At 69.4% G+C, this 18,871-nt stretch carries 20 protein-coding genes; 10 read left to right on the forward strand and 10 right to left on the reverse strand.

Annotation, left to right across the window (positions count from 1 at the left end):
• Window positions 1–64 precede the first annotated feature (64 nt).
• Complete coding sequence (locus M3Q35_RS16990) at window positions 65–607, forward strand: TetR/AcrR family transcriptional regulator (RefSeq protein ID WP_273942800.1); 543 nt, start codon at window positions 65–67, stop codon at window positions 605–607.
• On the opposite strand, the gene M3Q35_RS16995 is transcribed toward M3Q35_RS16990, so the two are convergent.
• The 10 genes from M3Q35_RS16995 to M3Q35_RS17040 are packed head-to-tail and all read right to left on the reverse strand — an operon-like array spanning window position 585 to window position 11,136.
• Window positions 585–1,532, reverse strand: a complete 948-nt coding sequence (locus M3Q35_RS16995) for a 3-oxoacyl-[acyl-carrier-protein] synthase III C-terminal domain-containing protein (protein ID WP_273942801.1) — start codon at window positions 1,530–1,532, stop codon at window positions 585–587. The genes M3Q35_RS16990 and M3Q35_RS16995 overlap by 23 nt on opposite strands.
• Window positions 1,529–3,022, reverse strand: a complete 1,494-nt coding sequence (locus M3Q35_RS17000; protein ID WP_273942802.1) for an AMP-binding protein — start codon at window positions 3,020–3,022, stop codon at window positions 1,529–1,531. The genes M3Q35_RS16995 and M3Q35_RS17000 overlap by 4 nt, the downstream gene beginning before the upstream one ends.
• Complete coding sequence (locus tag M3Q35_RS17005) at window positions 3,019–3,453, reverse strand: holo-ACP synthase (protein ID WP_273942803.1); 435 nt, start codon at window positions 3,451–3,453, stop codon at window positions 3,019–3,021. The genes M3Q35_RS17000 and M3Q35_RS17005 overlap by 4 nt, the downstream gene beginning before the upstream one ends.
• Window positions 3,398–4,120, reverse strand: coding sequence for a hypothetical protein (locus M3Q35_RS17010; RefSeq protein WP_273942804.1), 723 nt, complete (start codon window positions 4,118–4,120; stop codon window positions 3,398–3,400). Before M3Q35_RS17010 ends, M3Q35_RS17005 begins: the two co-directional genes overlap by 56 nt.
• Window positions 4,113–5,249: an acyl-CoA dehydrogenase family protein gene (locus tag M3Q35_RS17015; RefSeq protein WP_273942805.1), complete on the reverse strand. Its 1,137-nt coding sequence runs from the start codon at window positions 5,247–5,249 to the stop codon at window positions 4,113–4,115. The genes M3Q35_RS17010 and M3Q35_RS17015 overlap by 8 nt, the downstream gene beginning before the upstream one ends.
• Window positions 5,249–5,842 (reverse strand): acyl-CoA dehydrogenase family protein, encoded by a 594-nt coding sequence (locus tag M3Q35_RS17020; protein WP_273942806.1) that lies wholly within the window; start codon window positions 5,840–5,842, stop codon window positions 5,249–5,251. Before M3Q35_RS17020 ends, M3Q35_RS17015 begins: the two co-directional genes overlap by 1 nt.
• Window positions 5,839–6,774: a 3-oxoacyl-[acyl-carrier-protein] synthase III C-terminal domain-containing protein gene (locus tag M3Q35_RS17025; RefSeq protein WP_273942807.1), complete on the reverse strand. Its 936-nt coding sequence runs from the start codon at window positions 6,772–6,774 to the stop codon at window positions 5,839–5,841. Before M3Q35_RS17025 ends, M3Q35_RS17020 begins: the two co-directional genes overlap by 4 nt.
• A gap of 2 nt (window positions 6,775–6,776) precedes the next feature.
• Complete coding sequence (locus tag M3Q35_RS17030; protein WP_273942808.1) at window positions 6,777–7,040, reverse strand: acyl carrier protein; 264 nt, start codon at window positions 7,038–7,040, stop codon at window positions 6,777–6,779.
• A complete protein-coding gene (locus tag M3Q35_RS17035; RefSeq protein ID WP_273942809.1) occupies window positions 7,037–8,305 on the reverse strand; it encodes a type III PLP-dependent enzyme in 1,269 nt (422 codons plus the stop codon). Before M3Q35_RS17035 ends, M3Q35_RS17030 begins: the two co-directional genes overlap by 4 nt.
• Window positions 8,302–11,136: a condensation domain-containing protein gene (locus tag M3Q35_RS17040; protein WP_273942810.1), complete on the reverse strand. Its 2,835-nt coding sequence runs from the start codon at window positions 11,134–11,136 to the stop codon at window positions 8,302–8,304. Before M3Q35_RS17040 ends, M3Q35_RS17035 begins: the two co-directional genes overlap by 4 nt.
• 205 nt (window positions 11,137–11,341) lie before the next feature.
• Here M3Q35_RS17040 and M3Q35_RS17045 point away from each other — a divergent pair, with 205 nt between their 5' ends.
• The 9 genes from M3Q35_RS17045 (at window position 11,342) to M3Q35_RS17085 (ending at window position 18,855) form a co-directional block, all read left to right on the forward strand.
• A complete protein-coding gene (locus tag M3Q35_RS17045; protein ID WP_273942811.1) occupies window positions 11,342–11,506 on the forward strand; it encodes a hypothetical protein in 165 nt (54 codons plus the stop codon).
• Window positions 11,507–11,631: 125 nt separating this feature from the next.
• The gene (locus tag M3Q35_RS17050; RefSeq protein WP_273942812.1) at window positions 11,632–12,189 is read left to right on the forward strand and encodes an acyl-CoA dehydrogenase family protein; all 558 of its coding nucleotides are present in this window, start codon (window positions 11,632–11,634) and stop codon (window positions 12,187–12,189) included.
• On the forward strand, window positions 12,186–13,265 hold the full coding sequence (locus M3Q35_RS17055; protein ID WP_273942813.1) for an acyl-CoA dehydrogenase family protein: 1,080 nt from the start codon (window positions 12,186–12,188) through the stop codon (window positions 13,263–13,265). The genes M3Q35_RS17050 and M3Q35_RS17055 overlap by 4 nt, the downstream gene beginning before the upstream one ends.
• The gene (locus M3Q35_RS17060; RefSeq protein ID WP_273942814.1) at window positions 13,252–13,746 is read left to right on the forward strand and encodes a hypothetical protein; all 495 of its coding nucleotides are present in this window, start codon (window positions 13,252–13,254) and stop codon (window positions 13,744–13,746) included. Before M3Q35_RS17055 ends, M3Q35_RS17060 begins: the two co-directional genes overlap by 14 nt.
• Window positions 13,743–14,198 (forward strand): GNAT family N-acetyltransferase, encoded by a 456-nt coding sequence (locus M3Q35_RS17065; protein ID WP_273942815.1) that lies wholly within the window; start codon window positions 13,743–13,745, stop codon window positions 14,196–14,198. Before M3Q35_RS17060 ends, M3Q35_RS17065 begins: the two co-directional genes overlap by 4 nt.
• The gene (locus M3Q35_RS17070) at window positions 14,191–14,637 is read left to right on the forward strand and encodes a GNAT family N-acetyltransferase (protein ID WP_273942816.1); all 447 of its coding nucleotides are present in this window, start codon (window positions 14,191–14,193) and stop codon (window positions 14,635–14,637) included. Before M3Q35_RS17065 ends, M3Q35_RS17070 begins: the two co-directional genes overlap by 8 nt.
• The gene (locus M3Q35_RS17075) at window positions 14,634–15,209 is read left to right on the forward strand and encodes a GNAT family N-acetyltransferase (RefSeq protein WP_273944368.1); all 576 of its coding nucleotides are present in this window, start codon (window positions 14,634–14,636) and stop codon (window positions 15,207–15,209) included. The genes M3Q35_RS17070 and M3Q35_RS17075 overlap by 4 nt, the downstream gene beginning before the upstream one ends.
• Window positions 15,206–18,157, forward strand: a complete 2,952-nt coding sequence (locus M3Q35_RS17080) for a S41 family peptidase (RefSeq protein ID WP_273942817.1) — start codon at window positions 15,206–15,208, stop codon at window positions 18,155–18,157. Before M3Q35_RS17075 ends, M3Q35_RS17080 begins: the two co-directional genes overlap by 4 nt.
• Entirely contained in the window at window positions 18,154–18,855 is a 702-nt protein-coding gene (locus M3Q35_RS17085) for a 4'-phosphopantetheinyl transferase family protein (protein WP_273942818.1), read from the forward strand. The genes M3Q35_RS17080 and M3Q35_RS17085 overlap by 4 nt, the downstream gene beginning before the upstream one ends.
• Window positions 18,856–18,871 lie beyond the last annotated feature (16 nt).

Genomic DNA, 18,871 nt, shown 5'->3' on the forward strand with positions numbered 1-18,871 from the left:
TCAGTCAAGTCGATCAGCCGGGTATACTGAAAAGTAAGTCAGGGAGAAAGGCCAGGTGGCAGCCGTGTCGGAGCGTCAGCGGGCGATACTGGACGCCGCGGTCCGGGTCATCGCGCGGACCGGGGTGCGGGGCCTGCGGGTCGAGCAGCTGGCGGCCGAGGCCGGCATCTCGACCGCGCTGATCTACTACCACTTCGGCGACCGCGCCGGTCTGCTCCGCCGCACGCTCGAGCACGTCAGCGACCGCGCGGCCGACTACACGCAGCCGGCCGCGAACGTCGAAACCATGCTGCTCCAGGAACTCCAGGACACCGAGGCAGTGCGGACGAACAGCACCGCCTGGGGTGAGCTGCGCGCCTCCGCCGTCTTCAACGACGAACTGCGCGACACCCTGGCCGAGTCGACCCGGGTCTGGACGTCCGAGGTCGCCGAGGCGATCGCCCGGGTCCGACCGGACGCGCCGGCGGCCGACGCCGCCGAGCGCCTCACCGCGCTGGTGGAGGGGCTCAGCGAACGCTGGCTCAGCGGCTCGATCACCCTGGACCGCGCCCGGGAACTGCTCCGCGGCGCCGTCGCACTGGAGGTCAGTCCGCCAGCACCTCGATGATCATCGCCTGGAAGTACGCGCCCTGACCGATCGCGATGAGCGCGCAGCGGTCACCGGGCTGCAGCCGGCCGACCCGGTCGGCGTGCTCCATGGCCATCAGGGCGTCGGCCCCGAAGCTGTGGCCGGTCTCGGGCATCAGGTCGAGGCAGATCTTGTCACGCGGAATGCCGGACTGGATGCTGAACGTCCGCCAGAACATCTTGTTGTTCAGGTGCGGCAGCACCCAGTCGAGCTGGTCGAGCGTCATGCCGGCCACCGCGGCCGCCCGCTCCACCGTCTCCACCACCTGGGCCGAGCACACCTTGGCGAACAAGGCGTTCTCCTCCGAGGTCATCCGGATGTTGCGATGGAACCGGGCATCCCGGCCGCCGGCCCCGCCGAGGTAGCGATACCGGGCCGACTGTCCGTTATGGACGATCACGCCGGCGGCGCAGTCGCCGCTGACGGTCGTGCCGGCGATGACCCGGGCGTCGTCGCCGACGCTGCCCTGGTCGCCGCCGAGCACGAGCACCCGCTCGTCGCCGGAAGCGCCGGGCCGGGCCAGGAACATCCGGGCGTACTCGACACCCCGCAGCACGGACGCGCAGTTGATGTGCGAAAGGCCGTAGAACCTCGAACTGCTCAGGCCCAACCGGGCTCGCAGCCGGTCCGGGAACTCGGCGCACAGGTCGGTCTCGGCCATCAGCATCGTGTGTCCATAGAGGACGAGATCAGCGGTGCCACCGTCCAGTGCGGCCCGTCCGGCCTCGACCAGGACATCTTCGTACAGCTCGCCGGGAGCCAGCGACGGGATGTCCCGCAGCCCGTACACCTTGGTGAACATCTTGCGCTCGGTCACCGGCCGCCCGGCCCGCACCATGATGTCGTCGACGGGCTCCACCCAACTCGGCAGCTTCACCGCCACCCGGGACAGCCCGACGCTCACGACCCGCTCCTGACACGTGCGGTCAGCACCGGCCGGTCGACCTTCCGGTTGCTGTTCAAGGGAAACTCGGCCAGGTGCTGGTAGTGCAGCGGGATCAGGTACCGGGGATAGAAGGTGCCCATCTCCTCCATGAGGTCGGCGGCCGGCCGCTCCTCCCCCAGGTAGAACGCATACAGCTCGCCGTCCAGCGCGATCGCCACCGCATCGGTCACGCCGCCCAGCCTGCGCAGGCCACTCTCCACTTCGGACAGTTCGACCCGCACGCCATGGATCTTGACCTGGTGATCGCGGCGACCGAGGAAAGCCAACTCCCCATTGGGTTCCAGCCGCGCGACGTCGCCGGTACGGTACCAGCGCCGGCCATCGTGCTCCAGGAACCGGCCCTCGTCGTCACGGGGATCCAGGTAGCCGGGGAACATCTGCGGACCGGTCACGCACAGTTCGCCCGACGCCGCCCCGACGACCCCCTCCGAGTCGACGAGAACGTGGTCCAGGCCCGGGTGCATGGTTCCGATCAACACGATGTCGTTGACACACAAGGCCGGCGAGGTCACCGGGTCCCAGGTGTGCACGCTGCACGAGATCGTCAACTCGGTCGGCCCGTACAGGTTCTCCACCAGCCCACCGGTCGCGGCCTGCCAGTCGGCGGCGTCGTCACGCAGCAGCGGCTCGCCGCAGAACACCGCCAGCCGCATGGACGGCATGCACCCCGGCGTGAGCTTTCCCATACGCCGCAGCAAAGAGATGACGCTCGGCGACGAACACCACACGGTGATGCCGTACTTGCGCACGAACTGCGGCACCGCCATGAACGCCTGCGGCGGCATGCACACCAGCGTCCCACCGCTGCCCCAGGCGCTGAAGATGTCGAACATCGCCAGGTCGAACGTGAGCTCGCCGGTCTGGGAGAACACGTCCGACGGACCGAAACCGTAGCGGTCGTGCACGAAACGCAGATAGAACTCGACGTTGCGGTGCCGCACCGGCACACCCTTGGGCCGTCCGGTGGAGCCGGAGGTGAACAGAATGTAGGCGATGTCGTCCGGATCGGCGGAGTACGGGTGCTCCAGCGGCGGCGCGGACAGCTCGGTGATCACCGGCGTGTCGTCGAGTGCCGAACCCAAGTCCCCCAACAGGGGCCGACCGTTGTCGTCGACCAGCAGCGCGTCGATCTCGGCGGCGGTGATCATGTCGCGGGTCCGCTCGGCCGGGAAGTCCGGGTTCAGCGGCACCACCGAGGCGCCCGCGTAGCCGGCGGCGAGAATGCCGGCATAGGCCAGCTCGCTGCGGCTGGCCAGCAAGCCGATCCGTCGCGGCCGGTCGCCGACCCGGGCAACCACCTCACCGGCCAGCGCCAGCGCGTGTTCGTGGACCTGCTGGTACGTATACGATTCTCCGGCCACCCGGAGCGCGACCGCCGCCGGGTTCCGGCGCAGACTGCGCAGGAACCAGCCGTGCAGCACGCCCTCGGTGGCGATGCTCCTGGTCATGACGTTCCCTTCCGCACGGCGGCGGCCACCGCGACGACAAGATCCACTTGATGGGTGATGGAGACCGCGACGTCCCCGAGGCCGACGGCGTCGGCCAGCCGCTCGGCGCCGCCGTGCAGGGTCACCGCGGGCGCTCCCCACTCGTCCGCGATCACCTCGATGTCCCGCCAGCGCAGGCCCTGGCCGAATCCGCGGCCGAGCAGCTTGCACACGGCCTCCTTGACGCAGAAGCGACCGGCCAGCCGCTCGGCGTGCCGCGCCGTGCCGGGCTCCCCGCCTGCGCCAGCTCGGCCTCGGTGAACACGAGGCCGCGGTAGCGGCGGTGCTCGGCGACCCGGCTGAACCGGGACACCGACAGCAGGTCGACGGCGATCTTCATGCCAACTCCACGCCCGCGGCGTCCACGACCTGCGCCAGCAACCAGCCTTCACGCAGCGGTCCCTTGGTGTGCAACAGGATACGCTCGCCGTCGGCGATGTCGCCGGCGCTCAACGCCGCGTGCACGTCCAGCCAGCCGTCGCAGGCCCCGGCCCCGGTGAACCGCCACTCGACGTCCGAAAAGGACTCCGGAGAGCCCTCGCCGGCGTCCAGCACCCGCAGCGGACCCGGCCCCTGCCGCACCCGCATGCCCACGGTGGCGAAGCGACCGGTACCGACGCGAGCATCGGCGAACACCGGCTCGTCGCAGATCAAGACCGTTGCCACGGAAGGAATCGCCCAGTCCAGCAGCTCGAATCCCACGGTGCCACCGAGTTCGTCGAGATGCGTGATACCGATGTCGTCACCGCGCCAGTCGAATTCGAGCACCATGCGGGCCAGCAGCGTGACCATCGGGTCGCGCAACGGGCCGGAGCGGATCAGGAACAGCGGCTGGTCGTCGTCGGGGACGCCGACCGCGGCCAGCGCGAGGTCGCTCAGCTCGGGCTCGTCGGAGTCGGCCGGGTTGACCACGATCAGGTGCTCAACGGGAATACCCTCCTGGATCGCCGCCTCCACCCGCTGCTTGGGCAGCAGGTCGTCCGGAAACGCCGTCAGCGGCAGGTAATCGGTGTGCGTCCGGACGGCCGCACACAAGCGAGTGATACTCAGATCAGCCATCAGCGTCTCCCGACTGGTAGCCGCGGGCCACGTGCAGGCGCTGGATGTTGCTGGTGCCGTCCATGAACTCGAAGGCCCGCACGTCCCGGGTCCACTTCTCCAGCAGCGGGTGTTCGATCAGGCCGGCCGGGCCGATGGACGCGATGGCCCACTGGGCCGTCCGCTGGGCCATCCGCACCGCGCTGAGCTTGGACGCGCTGGCGAAGTAGCCGCGCTCGGGGTCGGCGTCGAGCTTGGCCGCGGCCTGGAAGATCAGCTGCTTGCCGGCCTCCGCGCGGGCCAGCGCCAGGTCCACGCCCGGGGCGTTCTTCCGGTGCTCGGCAACGTATTCCGTGATCGCCATCGCGGTTCCCACGGCCGAGGCCGAGATCTGGATCCGCATGTTGTTCAACGTCTTGACCGCGCCCCAGATGCCACGCCGGGTGACCGGCAGGTGCTCGCCCAGCAGCATGTCCGCCGACACCGGCACGCCGTCGAACTGCAACTCGGACAGGTACGCGCCGCGCAGGCCAACAGTGTCCAGCCGCTGCGCGGTGAAACCAGAAGCCGGCACCTCGACCATCGCGGCCCGGATGGACAGCGCCGACCGACCGGTACGGCCGAAGATCAGGCCGATGCCGCCGCGAGCGCCGTGGCCGATGTAACGCTTGGCCCCGTACAGCAGGTAGCCGCCGTTGCCGTCCTTTTCCAGCCTGGTCTGCATGTTCGTGGCGTCGCTGCCGTGACCGGGCTCGCTCATGGCGAAGAACGTCCAGGTCCGGCCGCCGTGCAGCCGGGTGTAGAACTTCTCCTGCTGCGCCGGGTTGCCGAGCAGGCTGACGTACACGCCGGCCAGCGCCGGGCACGGGCAGGCGAACATGGTGGACATGTCGCCGCGGGCCAGCTCGACCATGCCGACGATGTCCTCCAGCACGGACTTCGCCTTCATCAGGCGGTATCCGCCGGACACCGACTCGCGGTACTCCGGAGGGGTATTGGACAGCCGGATCATGGTGTACACGGGCGAATTGAAGTGCTGCTCCATGTCGTCCGGGTCGGCGTCGATGGACAGGGCCCGGGCGCGCATGTCCTCGACCGCGTCCCGGCAGTCGTCGCGCACGGCCCGCAGCCGCTCGTCGAGCTCGATCATCACGCCGCTCCCTTCCGGTCGATCCAGGTGTTGGCCACCAGCGCCGACACGTACAGCGCCCGCACCGCGTGATCGGCGACGTAGCCCGCCGCACCGAACAGCTGCGTCACCTGCCAGCCCAGTTCGTCCAATGTGGAATGCAGGTCCGCCAGGGCATCCGGGGCCAGCGGCACCGACGCGTAGGCGCGGGCCAGCTCCAGCTCGGCGGCGACGTCGCCGACCGTGCCGGTGATCAGCTGCTTGCGGATCAGCGGCTCGTCGGCGACGGTCCGCTCGGACAGGTACGCGATGGCCTCGTCCAGCAGGCGTCGCACGGTGCCGATGCGCACGGCGGCCAGCAGCCGGCCGATCTCGGCCAGCGTGTAGTCCGCGGCCGGTCGTTCCCCCGGGCAGGCCAGGAACACGATGTCCTCGCGGTCGGCCAGGCTGTGCGTACGGATCTCCGCGCCATCGGCAACGCTTGCGGCCGGCACGGCGGCAAAGCTTCCGGGCGCGGCGGCGGTGACCTCGGTGCCCGACAGCGCGGCGGCCAGGCCGGCGGCCAGACCCTCGTCCCGCGCGATCCGCTCGCACTGCTCGAGAACAGTGCTCATGAGTCCTCCTCGACTTCGACGATCGCGGTGTGGAAGTACGCGCCCTGGGCCACCGAGACCAGGGCACAGCGGTCACCGGGGCGCAGCCGGCCGGTGCGGTCGGCGTGGTCAAGCGCCATCAGCGCGTCCGCGCCGAAGTTGTGCCCGCACAACGGGATCAGGTCCAGCAGGACCTTCTCCCGCGGGATGCCGGCGCGGCGGCTCACGCTGCCCCAGAACATCCGGTTGGACAGGTGCGGCAGCACCCAGTCCAGCTCGTCCACGCTCAGGCCGACGGCTTTCACCGCACGATGCAGCGTGTTCACGGTCTCGTCGCAGCAGACCCGGCTGAACTCCTCGGCTTCTCGCGGCGACATCCGCATGTTGCGGTGGAACCGAAGATCACGGCTGGTCACGCCGCCGAGATACCGATAACGGCCCTGTGCCGCGACCGTGAGGCCGACAACCCCGTCGCCGCCGATGGCGATGCCGGGGATCACGCGGGCCACGTCGTGCACGCTGCCGTGGTCGCCGCCCAGTACCAGCACCCGTTCCTTGGGGTAGCGGGCCAGGTAGCGCCGAGCAAAGTCCAAGGACCGCAACACCGACGTGCAGTTCACGTGCGACAGGCCGAAGAACCGGCTGCCGGACAGGCCGAGCCGGGCCCGGACCCGGTCCGGGAATCCGCCGCGCAGCCCGAACTCCTGCGTCAGCATGGTGTGCCCGTAGAGCACCAGGCCGGCCGTGCCGCCGTCGAGCGCGGCCCGGCCGGCCGCCACGAACAGGTCCTCGAGCTGTTCGTGGTCGGCCAGCGTCGGGCTCTCCCGCAGGCCGTGCACCTTGGCGAACATCTTGCGCTCCATGGCGTCCCGCCCGGCGCGCAGCAGGATGTCCTGCACCGGCTCGGACCGTCCGGGCAGCTGGACGGCCACTTTGGACAGTCCGATCGGCATCGTCAGACCGCGGCCTTGGCGAAGCCGTGCTCGATGTAGTCGGTCAGGCTGCCCACGGTCTGGAACACCTCGGGGCCCAGCTCGTCAGGGTCGATCTCCAGGCCGATGGTGTCCTCCAACGACATCAGCAGCTCGATCACGCTGGTCGAGTCCAGCGCCAGGTCCTCGAACAGGCGGGACTCCGGCGACAGCTCGCCGACCTCCTTGTTGAGCACGGCCGACAGGGCGACACGCAGGTGGGCGACGATCTCTTCGCGGTTCATCATGACTCCTTGGTGGTGTGCACGAGGATCTGGTGGCGGAGCAGGTCTTCAGCCTCGTCGCGGCGGCGCACCAGGTGCGCCTCGCCGCCGGTGACGAGGACCTCGGCCGGGTAGCCGTGGCTGAGGAACAGGCCGGGCGAGGCCGTCGGGCCGTACGCGCCGGAGTTGAGGATGCCGATCAGGTCGCCGGCCTTGAGCGCCGGCAGCTCGGCGTGCTTGAGCACGGAGTCGTTGGGCGTGCACAGCGGACCGGTGACGTTCCACGACTCGGGCTCGCCCACGTCCTCGCGGTTGGACAGCAGCGCGGCCGGGAAGTTGCGCTTGACGAACGACCCGATGCCGACCGCCGCCATGTGGTGGTGCGTGCCGCCGTCGGCGATGGCGAAGCGCTCCCCCATCGACTCCTTGACGTAGCGCACACCCATCACGTACGTGCCGGCGCGGCCGGCCAGGAACCGCCCGGACTCCATGATCAGCCGGGTCTCCGGGTGCGCGCCGACGAACTTGTCCAGCAGCGGGTTGATCTCGGTGGCCACGTCGACGGCGTCGATGTCCTGCTCGCCGTCGAAGTAGGCCACGCCGAGCCCGCCACCGATGTCCACGGTGTCCAGTCGGATGTTGCAGGCCTCGGCCACGCGTTCGGCCAGGTCGAGGATGTAGCGGGTGTTCTTGCCGACCACGTCCGCGTCGAGGATCCGGGTTCCCATGTATACCTGGATTCCGGCGACGTCAGCGTGCAGGTACTTCGCCGTCAGGTCGCCGGCGGCCAGCACCTGCTCCTCGTCGATGCCGAACTGGCGGGGCTTGCCGCCCATGGTCAGCCGCGAGCCGCTGATCGCCAGCGCCGGGTTGATCCGCAGCAGAACCCGTTGGTACACGCCCCATTGCGCGGCGATCCGCTCGATGTGGTCGAGCTCGTCGAAGGATTCGCAGACGATGGCGTACACGCCGGTCTCGACGCAGGCCCGCAACTCGCACTCGCTCTTGCCGGGGCCGAGGAAGATGACGTCCTCGGGCGCGGTGCCGGCCTGCAACACGGTGCGAAGCTCCACCAGGGACGAGACCTCGGCCCGGGCGCCACCGGCCTTCAGCGCGGCGTACACGCTGACGTTCGGGTTGGCCTTGAGCGAGTAGAAGATCTCCAGCTTGGGGTGCAAGGCGTTGCGCAGCCCGGTGATCGTGTCGGTGAGCACGTCGCCGTCGTAGACGTAGAGCGGCGTGCCGAAGCGCCCGGCCAGCTCCTCGTACTCGATGCCCTGGATCCTCATGACTGGTTCCCCACCATTCTCTGCAGGCGTGCTTCGGCTTCCTGGCGCAGTTCCAGCGCCGCGTCGGCGCTCTCGGCGACGCAGATGGCGTACAGCCGGCCGTGGAAGCTGCCGTCGGTGGCGGCGGCGTTCAGCGTCGCGAAGTTGTTGACCAACACGCCGGTCGTGCGGCCCTCGTCGAGCAGCAGGTCCCCGAGCGCGTCGGCGACCTCGGTGAAGCTGTGCACGCGGGACGGGCGCAGTCCGAACGTGGCGGCGATGGCGTGCGCGCCGTCGGGGATGAACCGCTCGGCGATCCGGCTCTGGTAGGTCGACATGTTGAAGCGGGCGTTGATCTCCAGGCACGGGTAGAGCGTGCCGTCGGTGGCCAGCATGGCGTCCACGCCGACCAGGCCGAAGAAACCTTCCTCGTGCAGCGCCTTGCCGATCTTCTGCACGGCCTCCTGGAGCTCGGCCGCGGCGACCGCCGGCAGCTCGACCGGGAAGCGGTGGCCCTGGTGCACGCCGTCCTTGAGCACGGCCGCCTTCACGGTCTCGAAGCGCACGTTTCCGGTGCGGGACACCACGAACTGGTAGTTGAGGTCCTGGGCGTGTTCGATCCACGTCTCGACGACGAGGTTGGCCGGTGCGTCCAGGCCGCGGCGCTCGATCAGCCGCAGCAGGCGGCTCGCCGCCTTCTCGTCGGCCACGACGACCATGCCGCGCCCGGACACGCCAAGGGATTCCTTGACGACCACGCGGCCGCCGTCGGCCAGCAGCTCCTCCAGCGCCGGACGGAGCTCACCGACCGTGTGCACGACACGACCCGGAACCTCCCGGATGCCAATGCTTTCCACCAGCTGGCGGCTGAAGATCTTGCCGTTGACCGCCTTGCAGGTCTGGGCGGTGGTGCCGGCCAGCGGCAGCCCGGTCTCCTTGGCCAGCTCCTCCTCGGCCGCGGAGATGCCCAGCGGCATCAGGTAGGTGCGGCCGTCGGCCAGCTTGCGCAGCTCCTCCAGCAGCAGCGGGGAGTTGAGCGCATCCTCGGTGACCATCAGCTCGGGGCTGCTGACCTCGGCGTTGACCGTCCGGCCGGCGGCCGCGCCGAGGCGGCCGAGATAGGCCGCGAACTCGGCGTCCATGGCGGCCTTGAGCACGACCACGTCGCCGGTGTCGGCCAGCAGCGCGCCCATCTCCTCCATGCGGTTCACGGTCGCGCCGGCGAAGGCGATGCCGGCGCCGGGCAGCTTCGGCTCGCCGACCGCCCAGCTCCGCTCCACCTCGAAGTTGTTGACGAACACGAAGCGGGCGTGTTCGTCGCCGGTCAGGTCCTTCTTCAGTCGTTCGACGAAATTCATCGCTCTCCTCAGTTCGTCGGCGATCGTCCGCAGGGGCCGCGCGCCGGCGAGCCGGCCGAGCGACACGTCGGTCCATCCCTTGTCACGTAACGCCCTGACCGTTAGCGGCAGCCGCAGGGCCCGGCCGCCGTTGGCCAGGTAGCTGGCGTCCGGGTCCACCCGGTCCAGCCCGTTGACCTCGGCCACGGCCTCGACCAGCGCTTTCACTGCCTCTTCGTCGGCGTTGACAACATCTGTTGTCACGGCCGGCGCGGCCGGCCGCTCGGAAAACGTCGGCGTGGCACCGGTCTGGAGCAGCGCCGCGTAGCTACGCAGGAAGTGCTCCACGTCGTCGCGGCTCATCACGTCGGCCATCGCCTGTAGTGCCAGCGTCGTGCCGTCGCACCACTCGTAGACCCGGAAGTAGGTGTCACCACCCGACTTGGCCCAGTGCACCGGCTCCGCGTTCCAGACAAAGCGATCACGCTTGGTCCGGCAGGATCTCGGCGCGTAGTTCAGGAAGTTCAGCTCCGACTCCACGCGCGGCTGGCCGGCCTGCGCCACCAGCTCGACGACCAGGTCGTACGGCACGTGCGCGTACGCCATGGCCTCCTCGACCTGCTGCGCCGCACGCTTGATCACCTCGGCGAAGGGGCCGACGGTGTCGATCACCACCAGCGTCGGGTACGAGGCGCAGCCGAGCACGTGCTCGAAGCCGCTGGACTCGCGCTGGCTGGTGTACATGCGGAACGCGACCTTCGGCTCGCCCGTGTAGGCGGCGACGGTGATCGCGTAGGCGGCGAGGTGCACGGCCGAGGGCCAGACCTTGTGCTCGGCGGCGATCGTCCGGGCCGTGGCCAGCAGCGACGGCACCGTGAACGACGCCGCGTGCGAGCCATTTTCGCCGGTCCGGCGACTGGCATAGATGTCGTGCGGCAGCTCGGAAGCCGTGCGCCGCCAGTGGTCGAGGGACGGTGTCAACGTCGCCTCGTGCCGGGCCAGGTCGACCGGCTGGTGCACGACCGGCGGCAACTGGATCGGGCGGCGCGCGATCCGCGCGGCCAGCACGGTGTCCAGCTCGGCGGTCAGCGTTCCCAGGCTGACGTCGTCCAGCGACAGGTGGTTGAACACCAGGTGCAGCCGGCGCACGGTGTCACCGTCGGCGATGACGCCCGCGCGGATCGGCCACTCCGTGGTGATGTCAAAGGGTTCCTCGGTCAGCCGCGCGATCAGCTCCGCCGGCCGGTCGCCGGCGACATGCACAGTCGGCGCCGCCGGCGGCTGCACAACCTGTTGCGGCCAAGGCTGGGCCAACAGGTCGTAGGTGGTGCGCAGGATCTCGTGCCGGCGCACCAGGTAGGTCAGCGCCGACCGCACGTGGGCGATCGTGGTGCCCTCGGGCACCGGGTGATTGATCGCGATGTGCATGTCGTGCCGGGCCTCGGCCGGCGTCTGGAGGTAGTGCAGCACGTGGTGCCGCTGCCCCCAACACAGGTCCGCGCTCTTCGCGACCATCGTGACCTCCTCACCTGTCGATAGCCAGATAGTGACCCGTAAATGAACGCAACGGCAGTGCTCCGCACTGTCATGTTCTTTCCGGGAAATAGCTGTCAGCACAATCCGTTGACAGGACCGGGGTCGACAGGCGAATCTTTTGGCATCCCCGGCGACGCCGAGAGGCCGAATCGGGGAAATCAATTAACACACCAAGGAATGAGGCGTGTACACGATGCCGAACACCAAGGCCGCGGTCAAGCAGTCCGTCAAGCAGAGCGTGAAGCAGTCCGTCAAGCAGTCGGTGAAGCAGTCCGTCAAGCAGTCGGTCAAGCAGAGCGTGAAGCAGTCGGTCAAGGAGTCCGTGAAGCAGAGCGTGAAGCAGTCGTGATGTACGGCGGTGCGGCGGGTGCGAATCCCGCTCGTCGCACCGCCGATCTCGCCTCTCTTTCCGGGGGAATGCGCCGAATCGTGTAGCGGCGCATTCCCCCGAATACTCGCGTCCGGAGGAGATCGATGCGCCACACCATCGCGGAATGCGAACGGGCCGGCCACGACGACGGCCTTTCCGCCGGCCTCGCACTCACCGGCGCCGCCCTCGACAACGCGCCCGGCCAGGTGGCCGCGGTGCCTTCCGATTCCGTGCCTCCGGGCGCGGAAGTGCTGCGCGCGGAGCAGGGCATCAGCTTCGTGCGCACGAAACCCTGTGCCGGCCCCGAGTCGACGGCGGTCGCCGCCCGGCTGGCGGGTGTCCGGTTAGGACTGACCCGCCGGCTCGCGCAACGGGCCATCGCGCACTTGTCCGGACGTACGGTCGGCGGTGAGCCGACCATCGGCAAACAGTTGGTGCAGGGCACTTTGGCCGACGCACACGTGGCCACCGAGGCCGCTCGCCGAGCCTTGTCCGTCGCCGGCGACTGCCCCGACACCGTACGGGATGTGCACGAGCGTCTGACCACAGTGGACTGGGAGCTGGCGAAGTTGTTCGGGGCCAGCGGCTTCGTCGACGGTGGCGCGATGTTCGACGTGCACCTGTCCCGCCTCATGGCCAGTTGCTGGGTCGGTGCGTCATGACTTCGCTGGACGAACTCCAGGGCCTGGCCGCCGAACTGGCGGCCGAGCTGCGGCCGCACGCGCTGGCCGTGGACGCAGGCGTGGTGCCGGACATCCCCGCGCTGGACGTCATCCGTGACATCGCCACGCCGCCCGAGTTTCGGGCCTCTGACCTGCCCAAATGCGCCGAGACGTACACCGAGACGTGCCTCGCGCGCACGGCCGCCAACATCGAGCTCTCCCGTGGTGACGCCGGCGTGCTCAACATCTGCCGTGCCCCCTCGCTCGCCGGGCTGGCTGTCGACGCCCTGGGCAGCCCGGCGCAGCAGGAAGCGTTCTACCGTGTGCTGGCCGACGAGCGGCCGTGGACCTTCTTCGGCATGACCGAGCCGGGCTGCGGCAGCGACGCCACCGCCATGGAAACCCGGCTGGACAAGGATTTCCGTCTGCACGGCGGCAAGAAGTACGTGGCCAACGCGGCGCGCGGCGGCATCGGCGTCGTCTTCGCCCGCACCGGTCCGACTCCGCTGTCCATCCGTGCGGTGGTCGTCCGCAACCCGAGCCCGGGTTACACCGGTCGCCCGCTGACGATGTTCGGCCTGCGCGGCGCCGCTCTTGGTGAGATGACCTTCGACGGTGTCGAGCTGTCGCGGGAAGCCTTGCTGGGCGCACACTTGCCCGCCTCACGGCGTGGACTGTGGGGCGCCGCACGCACGTTCAACGTGATGCGCCTCCAGATCGGCGCTCAGGCCCTCGGCGTCGCCCTGGCCATCAGCGACTACGTGCACGCCCTCCGTCCACAGTGGAATACCCTGATGACGTCCAGACTGGAAGCGGCCAGGGAGTTGCTGCTCGACTGCGCGCACGACGTCGACAACAACCCGGACGACCGCCGTGCCCCGTCGATCGGCAAACTGCACGCCACGAACCTGGCCGTGGAGACCGCGCGCTGGGCCGAGTCGGCGCTCGAACCCGGTGCGCTGCTTGACCATCCGCTGCTGGAGAAGTGGTGCCGGGACGTGCACGCCTTCGAGTTCATGGACGGCACCAGCACCGTCCAACGCCTCACCATCGGGACTGGCCATGACGACAACTGAACTGCCGCACTGGTCGAGCCGGCCCTACTCGGACGCCGACCGCGACGCCGTGCTGGCCCTGTTCACCGAACCCGACTTCTTCTTCCGCACCGGGGATCCCGACACGCGGCCGGAGTGGGAGATCCTGGAGCTGCTCGACGAGGACACGCACGTGCTGCTGGCCGACGGCGAGGTCGTCGGCCTGTACGCCGTCGAGTCCGAGGCCAACAACGCCTGCCACTACAGCATGCAGTTGCGGCTGCGGGCCTCGGCCCCGCTGCGGTGGTGGCGCGCCGCGTTCGAGGAACTGGTGCGCGCCAACCGATGGCGGCGCGAGGTCGTGCGGCTGGCGCTGCGCATCGACGAGTTCGACGACCGCGGCCTGGCCTTCGCCCGTGCCGCCGGCCTGCGCGAAGAGGGCACGTTGGCCGCGGTCACCGTGCACGACGGCAGCCGCTACGGCTCCGTGTCGTTCGCCCGGATCTGGGAGCCGACCTCATGAGACTGCGTGGATACCGCCGCGGCGACGCCCACCTGCTCGCCGGCCCCTGGCTGCCCGGTGAGCTGCTCGGACTGCCGATGATCGACTGGCCGATGCTGGCCGAGCCCACCACCGTGCCCGCGCCGACCGACCCGAGCCAGGAGCTGTGCATCGCGTCCGGACTGGGCTTCGTGCGCTACACCGAGCTCGACTGGGTGCACCGCCGGGCCCGCGTCGAGATCGGTCTGCAGGCCCCGCACAGCCTCGACGTGCTGCTGAAAACCGTGGTGGCGCACGGGTTCCTGACGCTGAATCTGAGCCGCCTGTACGGCTGGGTGACGCCGGTGCTCGACCCGCCCGTGGGGCTGCTGACCGATGTCGGCTTCCAGTGCGAGGCAACGCTGCCGGAGAGCGCGTGGCTGGACGGCCGGCCGGTGGACCGGGAGATCTGGGGAGTTGTGCGCAATGACTGAGATCCTGCGGCTCGATGTGGACGCCGCCGTCGCCGAGCTACGGGCGTCCGGCGACTCCGCGCGGGGTTTTCTCGGGCTCGATCCCGTGACCCAGAACGATTCCCTGCTCGCCGCCGAGCTCAAGGCGTTGGCGGCGCAGCTGTTCAGCGCCGGCGAGGCACTGGTCGGTTTCGCCCCCAACACGGATCAGCCACGCCAGGCGTACGTGGCCAGCACGTCGGCGGACCCGGAACCGTTGCGGGCGCTGCTGGAATTCCTGGCGACGTACCAGCGCTGCACCACGTTCGTGGCCATGGTGCCGGTGGATGCCGAGGGCGGCAAGGGGCTCGAGGCGTGTGGCTTCGAGCGGGCCGGGTTGCTGCCGCAGCACCGGTGGCAGAACTACGACTGGCAGGACGTCCTGGTCTACGTGGGGAGGGCGGACTCGTGCCGTTCATGACGGTCCGGCACTTCACCGAGGCGGACATCCCGATCCGCACGGAGCTGTTGCGGGAGAACAAGTACCAGACCAACCTGAACGACTTCGCGATGTCGGCCGACGACCGCGCGCTGGCCGACGGTATGCAGCATACGATCGACGCGCAGCATCACGTGAAGCGGCTGTTCACCATGTGTGGCTCCAAGGGCCAGGTGGTCGGCTTCTCGTGGATCACGTCGATCGACTGGCGCAGCCAGGCCTGCGAGCTGTCTTTCGCGGTGCTGCCCCGGTACCGCAGCGGTTTCGGCTTCAAGGCGGTGGAAGCGGCGCACGAGTACCTGCGCGAGCAGCTGCACATGGACGTGATCATCAACCAGGTGTTGTCGCACAACACGATGATGCTGTCGGCCGCCGAGTTGGAGGCCAACGCCCAGGTGCGCTCGGAGTTCGACTCGTACACGGTCGGCCAGTGGCGCACAGCCTGCTACTGGACCGTGACGCGCGATGAGGTGCGTGACCGCAAGCAGCGGGAAATGGCGCGGCGGCAGGAGATCGCGGACCGGGTCCGAGCGGGAGTGCGGGAGCTGTCGTGACCGGATATCTGCGGTTCCCGACCATCGCCGGCGACACGGTCGTCTTCACCTGCGAGGACGACCTGTGGTCGGTGCCGGTCGGCGGCGGGACCGCGCGACGGCTGACCGCCGGCGTGTCCGAGGCCAGCCGGCCCCGGCTGTCGCCCGACGGTTCGCTGGTGGCATTCATCGGCGCTGATGACGGACCTTCCGAGGTGTACGTCATGCCCGCTCATGGCGGGCCATCGCGCCGGTTGACGTACCAGGCAGCGCGGTGCGTGACGGTCGGTTGGCATCCGGGGACCGGCGAGATCATCTATGCCTCGACGGCTGCCCAGCCGGCCGGTTTCGGGTTCCGGCTGTTCGCGGTGTCGCCTTCCGGTGGCGTGCCCCGGCTGTTGCGTCCCGGTCTGGCCGACGCGGTGACCTTCGGGCCGGACGGCCGCGTGGTCGTCGGCCGGAACACCGCGGATCCCGCTCGGTGGAAGCGTTATCGCGGCGGCTTAGCCGGTGAGCTGTGGACAGCGTCCACTGTGGACGGGCCGCTGACGCCGTTGTTGTCGCTGCCGGGCAACCTGGCCAACCCGTGCTGGGTCGGCGACCGGATCTTCTTCATCAGCGATCACGAGGGCGTCGGCAATGTGTACTCGTGCCGACCGGACGGCGCCGACCTGCACCGGCACACCTCACACGGGGAATATTACGCCCGTAACCTTACAACCGATGGCTTACGTCTGGTGCATCACGCCGGCGCGTCGCTCTTCCTGCTGGACGAGCAGCTTCCCGTCGAGGTCGCCGGTTCACGGTCGCAGTGCGCCCGCCGGATCGTGTCCGCGGCCGACCACCTCGAGGACGCTCGCCTGAGCCCCGACGGCAAGTCCGTGACCCTGACCGTGCGCGGGCAGGCGTTCACCATGGCCCCGCAGACCGGCCCCGTGCGTCAGCACGGGGCTGCTTCCGGTGTACGCCATCGGCTCGTGGACTGGCTTCCCGACGGCCGGCTCGTGGCGGTCGTCGGCGACGACTCGGCCGACGAACGCTTAACTGTACTCGGTGGTTCAGATACGCCCGTGCCCGGCACGGCCACCGAGCTCGCCGCGTCACCTCGCGACGGTCTCGTAGCCTTCGCCACCAACCGGCAGCAGCTGTGGGTCGTCGACGATGGGCTTCCCCGCCTGGTGGACCACAGCCCGCACGAGCGCATCGAGGACCTGGCCTGGTCCCCCGACGGCCGTTGGCTGGCGTACACCTACCCCACCTCGCCCCGCACCTCGGCGATCAAGGTCTTCGACGCCGAACTGAACCAGGCAGTACAGGTCACTGCACCGGTGCTGCGCGACTCCCGGCCGTCCTTCGACCCCAGCGGCCGGTACCTGTACTTCGTCGGACAGCGCGATCTGGCCGTCGACCACGACCAGGTGCAGTTCGACCTGGGCTTCCCGTACGCCGGCCGGCCCTACCTGATCACCTTGCGAGCCGAGGAGCCGCCCCCGTTCGAACACTCCTCCCCCGCCCCGCTCACCGACGTGGAGATCGACTTCGCCGGCATCGAGCGCCGCGTGCTGCCGCTGCCCGTGCCGGAGGGGCGCTACGCCAAGATCGTCGGCCTGCCCGGCAAGGTGTTGCTGCACTCCGTGCCGCTGGCCGCGCCCGACATCGCCCAGCCCGACGCCACTCCAGACGGCATCGTCTCGGTGGTCGACCTGGTCACCGGCGAGGTCGAGTCCGACGTGCTCAGCCCCGTCGACGACGTACACGCCAGCAACTCGATGATCCTCTACCGGCACGAAGGCACCGTGCACATGGTGCCGTCCGATGACCTCGACGGAGAGGGCATCGAGCTCGATCTCAAGCGCCTCCAGGTCTCCGTCCAGCCGGAGGCCGAGTGGCGGCAGATGTTCCGGGAGACCTGGCGCTTGCAGCGCGAGGGTTTTTGGGACGCCGCCATGAACGGCGTGGACTGGGATGCCATGTACGACCGGTATCTCAGGCTGCTGGATCGCGTGGCCACTCGGGCCGAGCTGTCCGACCTGCTGTGGGAGCTCCAGGCCGAGCTCGGCACTTCGCACACGTACGAACGCGGCGGCGAGTACCGGCCGACTCCCAGCCACGGTCAGGGTTTTCTCGGCGTGGACTGGGAATCCGATTGGCGCATCGGCAACATCCTGCTCGGCGATCCGTGGAATCCCCGTGCCACTTCGCCGTGCAACCGCCTCGGCGCCGACATCCGCGCCGGCGATCAGGTCGTCGCCATCAACGGCCGGCCGATGTCCGCCGAACTCCTTGTCGGACAGGCTGATCGCCAGGTCGAGCTGACCGTCCTCCGTGACGGCACCAGCCGTTCCGTCACGGTCACCGCCCTGGCCGACGAATCCGCCGCCCGCTACCGCGACTGGGTGTCGGCAAACCGTTCTGCTGTAAGGGAATTGTCCGACTGCCGCCTCGGCTACATCCATGCTCCGGACATGAACGCCAGCGGTTACGCCGAGTTCGTGCGGGCCTTCCTGACCGAGTTGGACTGCGAGGGCCTCATCGTCGACGTGCGATTCAACGGCGGCGGCCAGATCGCACCAATGTTGTTGGACCGCTTGTCCCGCAAGCGTTTCGGCACCGAGTCCGGCCGTTGGGGGCGGCCCACCCCGTACCCGTCCGAGGCTCCTCGTGGTCCGATGGCGCTGTTGGTCAACGAGCACACCGGTTCCAACGGCGAGATCTTCGCGCAGGGCTTTCGTTCGCTCGGGCTCGGTCCTCTCATCGGCCGGCGGACGTGGGGCGGCGTGATCGCCACGTGGCCTCGGCACTCGCTTGTCGACGGCACCGTCACCACCCAGCCCGAGTTCCGTTACGTGCTCGACGGGCAGATTCTGGAGAACCGCGGCGTGGTGCCCGACATTCAGGTCGACAACGAGGACCGGCAGTTGGCCACTGCCGTCGCCGCGCTCGTCCCGACCCCGGTGCCCGCGCCGTGAACCCCGGCGAGGTTGTCGTCTGGCTGGTTCCGGTGCGCCCCCGCACCGGTTGGCTGGCCATGCTCGACGACGACGAGCGTTTGCGTGCCGCCAAGCTCGCCAGCACCCCCGCCGGCGACACCTTCGTCACTTCCCGTGCCACCCAGCGACTTGTCGGTTCCCACTACCTCGGCATCCCGCCCGGCGAGATCGTCACCGACCGCACTTGCACCCACTGCGACACCGGCGCCCGCCACGGCCGCCCTCGCTTCCGCGACGCCGCCATCGACTATTCCGTCTCGCACACCGAGCATTGGGTGATCATGGCCGTCGTGTGCAGCGGTCTCATCGGTGTGGACATCGAGGACCTCCGCGCCGCCCCCGACCCTTCCGGCCTGGCCCGCGCTTGCCTCACCACTTCCGAGCGCTCCCACTTCGACTCCTTGCCTCCGTCTGTTCGCGCCCCGTGGCTCGTCTCCGCCTGGACTCGTAAGGAGGCCGCCATGAAGCTCACCGGCCTCGGCCTCCGTGCTCCGCCCCGGCATCTCGACGTTCGCGGGTCCGCCGTCGCCACCGCCATTCCGCGGTGGCCTTCCGCCGCCGTGCACCTTCGCGACATCGACGCCCCTCCCGGCCACCTCGCCGCCCTCGCCACCACCGTCCCCGTGCTCTCCGTCCGTGCCGCCACCCTCGACGACCTCGAGGCCGTGCCGGTGTGACCCCGTTCTGAGCAGC

This window comes from Kutzneria chonburiensis, from assembly GCF_028622115.1.
Classification (GTDB): Bacteria; Actinomycetota; Actinomycetes; order Mycobacteriales; family Pseudonocardiaceae; genus Kutzneria; species Kutzneria chonburiensis.